This window comes from Pseudomonas sp. GW823-FHT01D03, from assembly GCF_058798255.1.
In genome coordinates, this window is sequence record NZ_JBXAKK010000001.1 from 2148390 (window position 1) to 2161842 (window position 13453).

8 protein-coding genes are annotated in these 13453 nt (G+C 62.2%); 2 read left to right on the forward strand and 6 right to left on the reverse strand.

Annotated features, from left to right (window positions below; all coding sequences use genetic code 11):
* Positions 1 to 52: 52 nt before the first annotated feature.
* The gene (locus tag AC1RBR_RS09490) at positions 53 to 1012 is read left to right on the forward strand and encodes an alpha/beta hydrolase (RefSeq protein WP_492563991.1); all 960 of its coding nucleotides are present in this window, start codon (positions 53 to 55) and stop codon (positions 1010 to 1012) included.
* A 1097-nt stretch (positions 1013 to 2109) separates the two neighbouring features.
* Here AC1RBR_RS09490 and AC1RBR_RS09495 read toward each other — a convergent pair.
* From AC1RBR_RS09495 to pvdM, 5 genes are all read right to left on the reverse strand, one after another.
* The gene (locus AC1RBR_RS09495) at positions 2110 to 4572 is read right to left on the reverse strand and encodes a TonB-dependent siderophore receptor (RefSeq protein ID WP_492563993.1); all 2463 of its coding nucleotides are present in this window, start codon (positions 4570 to 4572) and stop codon (positions 2110 to 2112) included.
* A gap of 116 nt (positions 4573 to 4688) precedes the next feature.
* Positions 4689 to 6338, reverse strand: coding sequence for a cyclic peptide export ABC transporter (locus tag AC1RBR_RS09500; RefSeq protein ID WP_086794841.1), 1650 nt, complete (start codon positions 6336 to 6338; stop codon positions 4689 to 4691).
* A 147-nt stretch (positions 6339 to 6485) separates the two neighbouring features.
* Positions 6486 to 7394 (reverse strand): dihydropyoverdine dehydrogenase, encoded by a 909-nt coding sequence (pvdO, locus tag AC1RBR_RS09505; protein WP_041070748.1) that lies wholly within the window; start codon positions 7392 to 7394, stop codon positions 6486 to 6488.
* Between the two features lie 37 nt (positions 7395 to 7431).
* Positions 7432 to 8712: a pyoverdine-tailoring periplasmic protein PvdN gene (pvdN, locus tag AC1RBR_RS09510; RefSeq protein WP_492563996.1), complete on the reverse strand. Its 1281-nt coding sequence runs from the start codon at positions 8710 to 8712 to the stop codon at positions 7432 to 7434.
* Complete coding sequence (pvdM, locus tag AC1RBR_RS09515; protein WP_492563998.1) at positions 8709 to 10079, reverse strand: pyoverdine-tailoring dipeptidase-like protein PvdM; 1371 nt, start codon at positions 10077 to 10079, stop codon at positions 8709 to 8711. The genes pvdN and pvdM overlap by 4 nt, the downstream gene beginning before the upstream one ends.
* 195 nt (positions 10080 to 10274) lie before the next feature.
* Between pvdM and pvdP the strand changes: the two genes are divergently transcribed.
* Complete coding sequence (pvdP, locus tag AC1RBR_RS09520) at positions 10275 to 11894, forward strand: pyoverdine maturation tyrosinase PvdP (protein WP_492564000.1); 1620 nt, start codon at positions 10275 to 10277, stop codon at positions 11892 to 11894.
* Between the two features lie 163 nt (positions 11895 to 12057).
* Here pvdP and AC1RBR_RS09525 read toward each other — a convergent pair whose 3' ends face one another.
* The gene (locus AC1RBR_RS09525) at positions 12058 to 13449 is read right to left on the reverse strand and encodes an efflux transporter outer membrane subunit (protein ID WP_492564001.1); all 1392 of its coding nucleotides are present in this window, start codon (positions 13447 to 13449) and stop codon (positions 12058 to 12060) included.
* Between the last annotated feature and the right edge of the window lie 4 nt (positions 13450 to 13453).

The window sequence follows — 13453 nt, forward strand, 5'->3', positions numbered from 1 at the left end:
CAAGTAAAACCGATCGGGCGCTGATGGCGCCCGAATCGGTTTGGAGATTTGAATGTCATTGAATCCTGATATCGCCGCATTTCTGCAACTGGTCGGCAACGGCCGGGCCAGTGGCAAACGCGTCGGCATGCACGAGTTGAGCCCGACCGAGGCCCGTGAACAATTCGATCAGTCATCGTTGCTGATGGACGCCGGCGGTGAAGAACTGGCCGTAGTCGATGAGCTGCAATTGCCGGTGCGTGACGGTGCACTGTTGAACGCACGGATCTACAGCAATCATCCGTTGCAGGCGGGCGCCGGACGTCCGGCACTGTTGTATTTTCATGGCGGCGGCTATGTGGTCGGCAGCCTCGACTCGCATGATTCGCTGTGCCGCGCGTTGGCCGCGCTAGCCGATTGTGTGGTGTTGTCAGTGGCGTACCGACTGGCACCGGAACATCGTTTCCCGACAGCGGCCGACGACGCCCGCGATGCCTGGGACTGGCTGGTGGCGAGTGCTGCTGATCTGGGCATCGATGCGGCGCGGCTGGCGATTGCCGGCGACAGCGTCGGTGGCAGCCTGGCCACGGTGCTGGCTGCGCAACTGACGGATGCTGCTGTGCAGCCGCTTTTGCAGGTGCTGATTTATCCGGTCACCGATGCCAGTCGCAGCACGCCTTCGATCGAGCGTTTTGCCGAAGGTTATCTGCTGGAGAAGGCTTCGTTGCAGTGGTTCTACGCGCACTATCAGCGTGATGCCAGCGATCGTCTCGATCCGCGTTTCTCGCCGTTGCTCGGCGAAGTCCCGGCCGATGTCGCGCCGGTGGTGATGGTGTTGGCCGAGTGTGATCCGTTGCACGATGAGGGGGTGGCTTATGCCCGGCATTTGCAGGCGGCGGGGGTTGTTGTGGATTTGCAGGTGTACTCGGGCATGACCCATGACTTTATGCGGATGGGGGCGATTGTTGATGAGGCTGAAGAGGCGCTGGAGTTGATTGCTGGGCGCTTGGTAGAGGTGTTTGCTTTGGCTTGATGGGGTGGGGGGGGGTGAATATCCGTTGCTGCGGTAACGGCGGCCTAGGGTTCCGCCCTTACGGCGGGTCACTTTTGGCAAACGCCCCAAAAGTAACCAAAAGGTCTATGCCCTGACGTTCGGCCCTCGCTTAGGCTCGGGTTCCTTCGCTGCGGGATTCATCCGGGGGGCAGCGCCTACGGTTTGCTTCGCTGCACCTCCTCTCGCTGTGTTTGGCTGCGCCAAACGGTCGCTGCGCTCCCACCCCCCGATAAATCCCTCCACTCAGCCTGCCGACGGGCCCTGAGATCAAAAGCTTTACTCGAGCTAACGCTCATCGTGTTGAGTGGTGGAAAAGCGAGCGCTCGGCTTTTGCTTTTCTGTAGGAGCCAGCCTGCTGGCGATGGCGGCCTGCGAGCCGACCAGTCTCTAACTGACCACACCCCATCCCCCTGTGGGAGCGAGCTTGCTCGCGAAGGCGGCCTGACAGCCGACCAAACTCCAACTGAATGCACTCAATCCAACTGTGGGAGCGGGCTTGCTCGCGAAGGCGGCCAGCCAGTCGACCAAACTCCAACTGAATGCACTCAATCCAACTGTGGGAGCGGGCTTGCTCGCGAAGGCGGCCTGACAGCCGACCAAACTCCAACTGTAAACACCCAATCCCATGCAGGAGCTGCCGAAGGCTGCGATCTTTTGATCTGCTTTGGCTTTGGCTTTGGCTCTTGATGTGGCTTTTGATCTTTTGCCCCTTCGGCAGGCCGAGCGTAGGTGTCCATCAGGGGGTTAGGCGCGCAGCGCCATGCGGCGGAGCCGCATACATCGAGAGGAGGTGCAGCGAAGCAAACCGGAGGCGATGCCCCCGGATGGACACCGTAGCGAGGGAACACTGAGCCTCAGCGAAGTGCCGTACGCCGGGGCAAAGCCTTTTGGGTTACCTTTTCGGCGTCTGGAAAAGGTAACTCGCTGTAAGAGCGAAACCGCCAGCAGCAACACCCGCAGAAACGGATATACACCCAAAACCCCAAGAGCCTGGTCGGCCCAAAGGCCGCCAAGCCCCAATCAGCCCCCAAAAAAAACGCCAGCAAATGCCGGCGTTTCAGTGAGCGCTAAACGTATTACCAGTTGTAGGTCACGTCAGCAGTCATGGTCCGGCCTTCGCCGTAGTAGCAGTCGAGGGTGCCATTGCACGCGGCCACGTATTTCTCGTCGGTGAGGTTCTGCAGGTTGGCTTGCAGTTTCACGCCTTTGACATGCAACGGCGATTTTTCCAGGTCGTAGGAGACCATGGCGTCATACACGGTGTAGGACGGAATCTGGAACGAGTCCGACTCGTAATCCGAACCGTAGCTGCTGCGCACGTAGCGGGCGCCCAGGCCCATGCCGAAACCGGCGAGGGCGGTGGAAATGTCGAAGTCATAGTTGACCCACGCGGAGGCGGTCAGCGGTGGACGCATGGCCAGAGTGCGACCTTCGCGACCGTCGTTGTCCTTCTCCCACTTGGTCTGGTTACGCGACACCGCCGCCAGCACGCGCAGGTTGCGGGTGACGTTGACCTTGCCTTCCAGCTCGATACCGCGCGAACGCACGGAGCCGCTCTGGGTGCTGAAGCCCGGGTTGTTGAGGTCGGTGGTCAGCATGTTGTCCTGGTTGATCTGGTACGCCGACAGCTGAATGAAGCCGTCGATCGACTTCGGCTCGTACTTGACGCCGACTTCGTACTGCTTGCCGGTGGTCGGTTCGAAGGCGCCGCCGCTCATGTCGGTACCGGTTTGCGGCAGGAACGATTCGGCGTAGCTGACGTACGGCGTGATGCCGTTGTCGAACTCGTAGCCGAGGCCGGCACGACCGGTGAACTTCTCGTCTTTCTGGTTGCTGTGGCCGCCGCTCAGCGGTTGCTTGTTGTCGGTTTCGGCGAAGTCATAACGACCGCCGAGGGTCAGGAACCACTGGTTCCAGCGCAGTTGATCCTGAGCGTACAGGCCGGTCTGAGTAATGGTGTTGTCCCATTTGTACGGCTGACGGAAATTGATCTGGCTGCCATACACCGGGTTGTACAGATCCAGACCTGGAGCGGTGCGGTCGTACAGGCCGAGGAATTTCGAATTGTAGTGGTAGTAGTCCACGCCCAGCAGCACGGTGTGCTCGACGTCGGCGGTGTGGAACTTGGCCTGGGCGATGTTATCGATGCCGTAGACCTTGTTGTGCTGCGACCAGTCCACGCCGTAACGGGTCTGGTAGCTGCCGTCGTTGAGACCGGTGACCGGGTTGGTCGGGAACGCATAACCGTGCAGCGGCGCCACGTACTGGTCGTTGATGTCGGCGTAACGCGCGTTCTGCTTCAGGGTCCAGACGTCGTTGAGTTCGTGGGCGATCTCGTAACCGACCACGAACTGCTCGCGATGGTACTTGTTCACGTCCGGCTCGCCGAGGAACAGGCTGCGGCTGATGCGCCCGGCCTGGCTGCGATGCACCGTGCCGTTGGCCGGCAGGCCCTGGGCTTCCGGTACGTCGTGGTCTTTCTGGTACTGACCGAACACGGTGATGGTGGTCTGGTCGTTGGGCAGCCAGGTCAGGCTTGGCGCCAGCAGCATGCGGTTCTGGCTGGCGTAGTCGATGGCCGAGCCGCTGTCGTTGACCACACCGGTCAGGCGATAGAGGAATTCGCCTTGATCGTCGATCGGGCCGCCGAGGTCGAAGGCACCGTACTTGCGGTCATAGCTGCCGCCACCGAGCTTCACTTCGTGCAGCGGGGTCGCGGTCGGACGCTTGCTGACCATGTTGACGATACCGCCCGGCTGGTTCTGGCCGTACAGCACCGAGGCCGGGCCCTTGAGCACTTCGACGCGCTCCAGGGTGTACGGGTCGATCTGCAGCGAACCGCCGGTGCTGCCGCCGCCGTAAGGCATGTGCAGGCCGTCGAGGTACAGCGGAGTAGGGGAGAAGCCACGGGAGGTCGGTTCGTCGAAGATCTTCACCCGATCCGAGAAACCGCCGCCGGTCATGCCGGGGGTGTATTGCAGGGCCTCGGTGACGGTCTTCGAGCCGCGCATCTTGATTTCGTCTTGAGTGACGACGTTGATGGTCTGCGGGATTTCCTTGAGCGACGAATCGGTCTTCGAACCGGTGGCGCTGCGCTTGGCGACGATCCCGTCTACCGGGCCCCAGGCCGATTCGGCGGTGGCGGAAATGCTGGTCGGGGCCAGATCGAGGCTGGCACCGCCGGTGCTGCGCGAACGCAAGGCGACGTTGTTGCCTTCGACGCTGTAGGCGATGTTGGTGCCTTGCAGCAGTTGCGCGATGGCGGCGGTCGGTTCCAGGTTGCCACTGACGGCGCTGCTGCGCAGGCCGCTGACTTCATCCGGGCTGTAAAGCACTTGGAGGTTGGTCTGGCGACCGAATTCCTGCAACGCGCTCCCCAGCGACTGTGCAGGAATATTGATCGCCACGGCGGCGGCCTGGGCCTGGCCGATCATCGGCACAGTCAGGGCCATGGCGCAGAACGCTGGCAAGGTGCAACGGAAGGAGCGGCGGATCAGCAGGGCCTTGGCGAGCGGGTGGAGTCCGTGCGGTGCGGGCATTGTTCTTCTACTCTTCAAAGTGTTGACTGAGAACTATTTCTATTAACTGTTAGTAAGACGTTGAGCCTTCCGAAAACCGGAAAGCTCAACGCAATTTTTTTACAAATTTTTCACAGTCAGGCGGGTTGCAGCTCAGTGACCACTTTGCCGGCGCTCATGCGCACCAGTTGGTCGGCGACATCGAAGTAACGATCGTCGTGGGAAATGACGATGATGGTCTTGCCCAGGCGCTTCAGGTCCGGCAGCAGTTCGGTGTAGAAAATCCGCCGGAAAGTCGGGTCCTGATCGGCGGCCCACTCGTCGAACACCAGCACCGGACGCTCTTCCAGCCAGGCATTGATCAGGGCCAGACGCTTGCGCTGGCCGGTGGACAGGTCGGTGGTGGTGAACGAGCCGTCACGCACACTGACCTTGTGCGCAATTTCCAGACGCTCCAGGTATTGGTTGGCGTCTTCCGGGATATGCGTATCGCCCTGGACCACGTCGTCGAACAGGTAGTAGTCGGCGAAGATCGTGGTGAACAACTGGCGATAATCGTCGCGGTTGCTGGCGTCGACGAGCTGCTGGTTGAGGCGGATTTCGCCTTGCTGTGGCGCGTACAGGCCCAGCAGCAACTTGATCAGGGTGGTCTTGCCGCAGCCGTTTTCGCCGACGATGAAAATGATGTCGCCCTGTTCGATTTTCAGGTTCACCGGCCCCAGCCGGAACGGCTTGGCGCCTTCTACCGTCGGGAAGCTGTACGAGACATCGGTCAGTTCCAGGCTGTGCACTGGGGTCTTTTGGTGGCCCTGATCGCTGAGCAGCAGGTGCGGCTCTGGCGAGGAAAACTGTTCGGACAGATCGGCGATCCGGCGGAACGCGATTTGCGCGCGACTGACGATCGGCAGGGTGCCGATGATGTGTTCCAGCGGCCCTTTCATGTACAGCAGCACCAGCACGAAGCCGCTCATGACTGCTTTGTCAGCACTCGGCCACAGCGATTGCAGGCCCAGCGCCAGGCCGATCACCACGAAGAACAGCATCGAACCCAAAGTCTTGGCGACCACGAAAATGTTTACCGAACGCACCTGCGTTGCGCAGATCTTGTCGGCCGTGCCTTCGATGCCCGAGACGAACATGCGATGCCGGCGCGGGCGGTGTATGCGCAGTTCCTTGGCGCCCTCGGCGACTGCGTGATAGTGCTTTTGCAACTCGTCTTCGTAGTCACGGGCCTTAAGGAAACCCTGCATGCCGCGCCCGCGTGCGATGTATTGAATGACCGTGCCGATCAGGATCGCCACCGCCATCATCAGGAACATCGGCCACGACAGCATCGCCAGGTAGCCCATGCAACCGAGGGTAACAGTCAGGGAAATCGCCAGCGGCGCAAAGGCGAAAGCGAAGTCGCTGATGGTGTCGACGTCGTGGGTCAGCACCGGAATCAGCCGATGGCTGCGATAGCGCTCGATCTGCTCGATCGGCGCCGAGAGGACTTTCTCGCCCAGCTCTTTGCGCAACTTGGCGATGATGTGCTGGCCGACGAAATTGGTGCCGATGTCGGAAAAGATCGAACTGGTCAGGGCCAGCAGGCACAGGCCGGCAAACACCGCGACCATCGTGCTGGTCAGTGCGCCCTCGGCGTGCAGCACGTTATTGATGGTCGCCAGCAGTGCGGTGACGCTCAGGCCACCGACCATGCCGAGCAGGATCGACACGCTGACGATCAGTCGAAAGGGTTTGAGCAGGGCGAACAATTCATTGATCACCCCGCGTGTTGGTTTGCTCATGGAGGTTCCCTGCTTGAAGGAGCGGCGAACACCGGCACTGCTCGTGGGGTTCGCCTGGATGACGTAGAGGGCGGTGGGCGTGCCATGGAGGATCGCGCCCACCTGTAGAACGACTGGCAGGACGGCTAATTTAGCCGGGCGATGGCGTTACAGATCGCGGGCGACCCGGAAGCCGATCCAGTCGCCACGGGTGTCGGTGTAAGTGGCGTTGCGGTTGCCCGAACGCGAGAACACCGGGGCCTCGCCCCAGTCGTTGCCACGGATGCGCCGCACTTCGCACTTGCCGCTCAGCCAGGCACTGCCATCGCTTGGCGCGCCGACGTAATTCTCGTTGTAGCAATCGGCGGTCCACTCATAAATATTGCCGTGCATGTCGTAGACGCCGAAGGCGTTGGCCGGGAAGCTGCCGGCCGGCGCGGTGAAGTTGTAGCCATCGGCGGCACCATAGGTGTTGGCGTGTTTGGCGATGCTGTATTCCTTGCCCTCGTCGAACGGGAAGGGGAACGGCCCGGTGCTGCCGGCGCGGGCGGCGTATTCACGCAGCGACTCGCTGACCAGCCGGTATTGCTGGCCGGTCTTCTTCGACAGCCAGGCCACGTAAGCTTCGACCTCCGGGAAATCCATGCACACCGCCGGGTGCTTGTCGGTGTACTGCTTGCGCGGGTCGCTGCCCTGATAATCCGGGATCCCGGCCTTGCAGGCGCGACCGGGGCGCGTGTCGCCGTCGGGCATTTTGTAGCCGCTGTCCTTGAGGTAGGCGTCCCACTCGCCGCGCAGAATCTGGAAGCGGCTGATCGCCAGCGGTTTGGCAAACGTCACCGGGTGCAGCGGTCCTTCGTCCGGCTCGCGGCCGACCTCATCTTCCGGGGTGCCCATGGTGAACGTGCCGGTGGGCAGCACGACCATTTCCGGGCAGTCCTTGCAGTCCTTGAACACCTTGCCCGGCGCAGGCGGGGTGGCGGCCTGCGCGGCGCCCGGCAGCAGGCCGACGGCGAGGGCGGTGAGCATCAGCGCCGGCAGCGCCTTCAAGGAAAATCGACGCAGTTCACTGTTCATTGCGAGTCTCGCTAAAAGGAAAAAGGGATCGTTCGGATCAGAGGGCCTGATCGAGCACGGCCAGCAAACGATCGATTTGCTTTTCGTCGTTGAGCAGCCCCGGCGCGGTGCGAATCACCGGGCCGACATCGCGGTGCACGGCATCGGCCACCACGCGGTTGGCCATCAGGTGCGCCGCGATCTTGTCGCTGTCCTTGCCCTTGACCCGGAAGAAGGTGAAACCGGCGGACAGTTCGGGGCTCAGTGGCGTGACCAGTTCGATCTGCGGACGCTGCTGCAGACGTTGTTTCAGGTAGCTGTTGAGCGCGTGAATACGCGCCTCGACCTCGGCCTTGCCCAGCTCAAGATGCAATTTGAACGCTTCGTCCAGTGCCCAGCGGTGCTCGAACGAGTGGTAGCCGCCGGGCGTCATGGTGGTGGAAAACGTCGTGGCTTCGGAGAACGTCGGAATGATCGGGGTGACGTATCTGACTTCGGCGAAGCGACTGCAGACGATGCCGGTGCCGCGCGGGCCGAATATCCACTTGTGGGTGCCGGCGATGAAGAAGTCGCAGTTCATTTGCGCGAAGTTCAGGTTGTCCACGCCGAAGCCATGCACCCCGTCGACCACGTAAACGATGCGGTCAGCGTCGCTGCGGCCGCGGTTGTGCTTGTCGACGATGGCGCCGATCTCACCGATGGGCAGTTTCATGCCGCTGCCCGAATGCACCCAGCACATGCCCAGCACCCGGGTTTCGGGGCGGATGGCTCCGTCGATGGCAGCAAGGATTTCCGCTTTGCTCGCGCTGTACGAATCCTTGAACAGACGAATCTTGCGCACCCGGGTGCTGTCGCGTTCGCTACGCAGGGCGAGGATGGTGTGGGTCGCGTAGTGCTCGTGCTCGGTGGTGAGGATTTCCTGATCGGGGCGCACGCGCACGCCGCCGTAAATCATCGCCAGACCTTCGGTGGTGCTGCCGGTCAGGGCGATCTGTTTGGCATCGGCTTGCAGGTAGCGTCCGGCCCAGACCCGCACGTTCTCCTCGCGCTGTTCGATCACGCCGAGGTCCCAATCCATGGCCAGTCCGGGATTTTTGTCGAGGGCGGCGCGGTGCCGCTCAATCGCCTCGCGCACCGGTTTCGGGTGCGAGGTGATCAGGAAATTGGAGAAGTGCAGATACGCCGGATCCTGATCGAACAGCTGCTGCAACCGCGTCCACTTGTTGCCGGTTGCGGGCGCGGCGTTCGTGGCACCGGCGACATTCGGCAGGCTCGCGCCCAGTGGCAGCGCTGCCGCGAGAATCCCCGCCTGCTTCAAGAACTCACGACGATTGCTCATGGCTTGGCAGTTCCCGGCGCAGCGGCCAGTGCCGGTTTCGCGGCTTTCTCGACCTGATCCCAGACCCGCAGGAAGTTGCCGCCCCAGAGCTTGGCGATGTCCGCTTCGGAGTAACCGCGCGAGATCAACTCGGCGGTGACGTTGCGGATTTCGCCGACGTTCTCGAAGCCTTTGACGCCGCCACCTTCGTTGAAGTCGGAGCTGATGCCGACATGGTCGATGCCGATCTTGCGCACCGCGTAATCGATGGCATCGCCCAGATCCTTGAGGCTGGCTTTCGGTTCTTCTTCGAGGATGCCGTAGAGGCGACTGGCGTACTGGCCGAACTTCTGCTCGGACCACGCCGCAATGATCGGGTCGCCGGGCATCAGCGCCATCGCCAGGTTCGGCAGCGGCGGCAGGTCGAAGTCCTTGCGCATCTCGTTGAGCTTGTCCTGGGTCTGCTGGGTGAGCGGACGCAGGTACTGCGAGAACGCGACGATCTGCACCACGCCGCCGCTGTTTTTGATCAGCTGCATTTCCTTGTCGCTGAGGTTGCGCGGGATATCGACCATCGCACGTGGCGCCGAATGCGAGGCCACCAAAGGTGTGCGGCTCAGTTGCGCAACTTGTTCGAGGGCCTTGGTCGACATTTGCGAGACGTCGATGATCACGCCCAGATCGTTGAGGCGCTTGACCGCTTGCTTGCCCAGATCCGAGAGGCCGTCGAGGGCGTCCGGCGAATCATTGAGAAAGGGCAGCGGCCGCGACGAATCCGCCCAGTCGTTGTTGCCGATGTAGCTGAAACCGAACATGCGCATGCCGCGCGCCGTCCACAGGTCCAGCAGGTTGAGGTCGTGGCCCAGTGGATAGGCGTTGAGCATGCTGATGAAAATCGCGAATTTGCCTTCGCCGTGCAAGCGCCGGAAGTCGTCGGGGGTGTAGGCGATAGCGACCTGATTGGGGTAGTCACGGACCATACCGGAGATGATCTTGAAACGGATTTCCTGCTGGTTGCGCGCCTCGTCGACGAAACCGGGGGTCGGCTTGTGCGGGGCGTTCGGGCCGTTCCACATTTCCGGCCAGCCGAAGATGGTCAGCGCGGCGCCGGACAGGCGCCCACGGTTGGCCTTGGCGAGGTCGAACTGGCCGTCGCCGTCCTTGTCGGCTTCGTGGCCGGCGGTGCCGAAATTTTGCGTCAGGCTGACATGGCTGTCGAAAGAGAGCATGCGTTCGTGCAGCTCATCGGCCTGCTTCATGACTTTGGCCGGGTAGCCGAGGTCGTCCTTGAACCAGTGATGCCATACGGCAAAGCCTGCGCCGGCGCTGATCGCCAGGGCCAACGGCAGGCCGATGAATAGAGCCTTTTTCGAACGTGGTTTTGTCATTGCCATCTCAGTCAGGTTCGCCATCGAGGTGCAGGCGCGGGGGCCTTCGCTATCTGGGAAGAACGAGTGGTTGGCGGCAAAATTTAAGCCTGGTGCTGTGGAGAGGGGCATCATCGCCGGGCGCGTTAAATTTGCCGGGGCAACAAACGTTCTAGCTTGGATAAAGCCTGCTTCATGGCTGACACAGGTAGGGCAATGAAGATTTCTCGACGATGGTTCATGGCGGGTCTGGCGCTGACCGGCGCTGCCGTGCCTGCGGCGTATTTCGGGCATCGTGAATGGACGAAGCCGGACCCGACGATCACCCCGGGCGAAGCGTCTTTCGACGTCGCCGACATGGCCGGACAGCGCCTGGCGAATGCGTTGCGCGGGGTGTGGGATATCCGTTTCGAAGGTGCCGATGCCGGCCTTGAGGGCTTGCCGCTCAAGGGCCTGCAAGTGTTTCTCGACATCGGCCAGAAGGGGCGCGGCGTGTGCGGTTTTCTCGACACGCCCGAGCGCCTGCGTTCCGCTGAAACACCGAGTTACCGAATTCTGGGCGACCTCGCGAAAGCCGATGCGGCGAAGCTGAGCTGGCGCCTGATCGGCGCCGATGGCCAGATCAGTTACGAGCTGGAGATGATCCTCGATGAGGTCTGGGCCGACTTCGGCAATGCCGGCAGTGGCACCCTCAGCGGCAAGGCTTTGCGTCTGGACCGGTCGCTGGCCTTGCCGGCGCAGGACAATCGCTTCGTCGCCGTCAAGCGGCTGTTTCCCGAAGCGCGCGAGCGCACGCCGCTCAACCCGACGTTGCTGGCGTGGCTTATCTCTCCCGAGCATCGCCTGTTTCATCAGTTGTGGCATGCGACCCGGGACAAGTGGCACAAACTGCCCGAGGATAAACGCGAGGCCTTGCGCGGCATCGGCTGGCAGCCTGGCCCGCGCGACAAGGAGCGTGATGCCCGTGGCCCGCGCAAGGATCGCAATGGCTCGGGCGTGGACTTTTTCTTCATGCACCGGCACATGCTCGGGACGGCGCGCTCGATGCAGGATCTGCCGTCGTGGGAGTTTTTCCCGCTGCCGCAACCGGAGCTGATCCGCGACCGCGTCGGCTTCGCCCGCTATTTCGATAACCACGACGGCACGGCCTTGCCGCCGACCTGGACGGCGGCGGGCGATGACGAATTCAGCCAGTGGGTCAGCGACATCAAGACTGCCGAAACCTACGAAAGCAACTTCCAGGTCTGGGAGTCGCAGTACCGCGATCCGGCGTATCTGGCCCGGCTCACCCTCGGCCAGTTCGGCTCCGAAGTCGAGTTGGGCCTGCATGACTGGCTGCACATGCGTTGGGCCTCCGTGCCGCGCGATCCGTCCAACGGTGAGCCGGTGCCGTTTGCCCGCGATCCGGCGGACTTCGCTGCCCGCTGGTACAACGCCGAAAACGACTTTCTTGGTGATCCGTTTTCTTCCCACGTCAACCCGACGTTCTGGCATTTCCATGGCTGGATCGACGATCGCATTGAGGACTGGTTCCGCGCCCACGAGCGTTTCCATCCGGGCGAAGTCACGCGGCTGCAGGTCAATGGCGTTCCATGGTTTGCCCCGGGGCGCTGGGTAGAGGTCGATGACCCGTGGCTCGGGCCGATCACCCATGGCTGCAGCACCACGCCGGGATTGCAGATGGGCAAGTCAGTGGAGATGGATCCGGAAACCATGAAGCTGGCGCTGCGCATCACCTTCATCACCGACGAGGAAAAACTCGCCGGCCTGTTCCGCCGCGTGCCGCAACGGCCATGGTATGCGCGCAATCTGAAGGCTAAAACCAGCCCGGCTTGAGCACCGCGTTATCGTTATTCGCGAGCAAGCCCGCTCCCACAGGGTTATGTGTCAGACAATAATGTTCGGGCTGACTCCTGCATGAGAACGCATTCTTACTGATGGAGCGCGTTCAAATGTGGGAGCGGGCTTGCTCGCGAAAGCGCTCTGTCAGTCGCTGCAATTACCGAGCCTGCCAACCCCCACCCAACGCCTTGTACAGCGCAATGCTCGCCTGCATCCGTGCCAGGCGCAGTTGCACGCTCTGGTCCTGCGCGGCATACAAGGTGCGCTGGGTTTCGAGGACAGTCAGCAAGTCTTCGGCGCCGGCCTGGTAACGGCTCTGGGCAATGTCGAATGCGGTCTGCGCCTGATTCAGTTCTTCGCTTTGCCACTGCCGCTGGCGATCCAGCCCGCGAATGCTGTTCAGGGCCTTTTCCACGTCGGCGAAACCATTGATGATCGCGCCACGATAGGTTTCCAGCAGTTCCTCCTGACGTGCCCTGGCCTTGTCGCGTTCGGCGCTCAAGCGACCGTTGTTGAAGACCGGTGCGACCAGTCCAGCCGTGAGGTTGTAGAACGGATTGCGCAGCAGATCATCGAACTGATTGGCGCCCGAGCCGAGCTGAGCGGTCAGGGTCAGCTTCGGCAGCATGGCGGCGCGAGCGACCTTGACGTCCGCTTTGGCGGCGGCCAGTTGCGCCTCGGCGCGGGCGATGTCCGGCCGACGGTTGAGCAATTCACTGGGCACCCCGGCATCAGTCTGTGGCCATTGCAGTTGCGCGAAGGACGCCTGCGGTGCCACCTGCTGCACCGGTCGGCCGAGCAGGGCGGCGAGGCTGATCAGCGCGTCCTCGGCCTGTTGCTGCACCCGTGGCAATTGCCATTGCTGGGCGGCGACCAGGCTTTTCTGCTGGGCCAGTTCCAGCGCGGTGGCCGAGCCTGCATCGAAGCGGGTCTGCACCAGTTTCAGCACGCTCTGTGCGTTGGCCAGGTTCAATTCGGCGATGCGGCTTTGTTCGCGCAGGGACAAGGTTTGCGCATAGCCGTTGGCGACGCCGCTGAGCAGCGTCAGCTCAACCGTCGCCCGATCGAACTCGCTGGCTTGCAGGCTGAACTGCGCACTGTCGCGAGCGGCGCGATTGCCGCCCCAGAAATCCACCTCGTAAGTGGCGCTCAGGTTGCTGTCGAAATAGTCCACGGCGTTGTTGCTGCTGTTGGTATCGAGTTGGCTATAGCCGCTGCCGCGCAGCAGTTTCTGCCGGTTGGCATTGAGGCCGGCCTTGACCTCGGGCAGCAGCGAACCACCGGCAATCACCGTCTCGGCCTGGGCCTGACGCACGCGAGCGACAGCCGCCGCGAGGTCGAAGCTGCCGACTTGCGCCTGTCCGATCAAGCGGTCGAGTTCGGGGCTGCCGAACTGTGTCCACCACTGCGGATCGATACGTGCGACGCTGGCGGCATGAGGCGATTGCCAGGCAGCAGGCGCCTGCACACCGCTGTCTGGGCGTTGAACGGGACTGCCGCAGGCACTGAGGATCAGGCACACGGTCAACAGGCTGAGGCGCGGTTTCATAGAT

Bases quoted from the DNA above. Each gene is read 5' to 3' on its own strand.
- AC1RBR_RS09490 (WP_492563991.1), top strand. From the start codon at position 53: ATGTCATTGAATCCTGATATCGCCGCATTTCTGCAACTGGTCGGCAAC.
- AC1RBR_RS09495 (WP_492563993.1), bottom strand. From the start codon at position 4,572: ATGCCCGCACCGCACGGACTCCACCCGCTCGCCAAGGCCCTGCTGATC.
- AC1RBR_RS09500 (WP_086794841.1), bottom strand. From the start codon at position 6,338: ATGAGCAAACCAACACGCGGGGTGATCAATGAATTGTTCGCCCTGCTC.
- pvdO (WP_041070748.1), bottom strand. From the start codon at position 7,394: ATGAACAGTGAACTGCGTCGATTTTCCTTGAAGGCGCTGCCGGCGCTG.
- pvdN (WP_492563996.1), bottom strand. From the start codon at position 8,712: ATGAGCAATCGTCGTGAGTTCTTGAAGCAGGCGGGGATTCTCGCGGCA.
- pvdM (WP_492563998.1), bottom strand. From the start codon at position 10,079: ATGACAAAACCACGTTCGAAAAAGGCTCTATTCATCGGCCTGCCGTTG.
- pvdP (WP_492564000.1), top strand. From the start codon at position 10,275: ATGAAGATTTCTCGACGATGGTTCATGGCGGGTCTGGCGCTGACCGGC.
- AC1RBR_RS09525 (WP_492564001.1), bottom strand. From the start codon at position 13,449: ATGAAACCGCGCCTCAGCCTGTTGACCGTGTGCCTGATCCTCAGTGCC.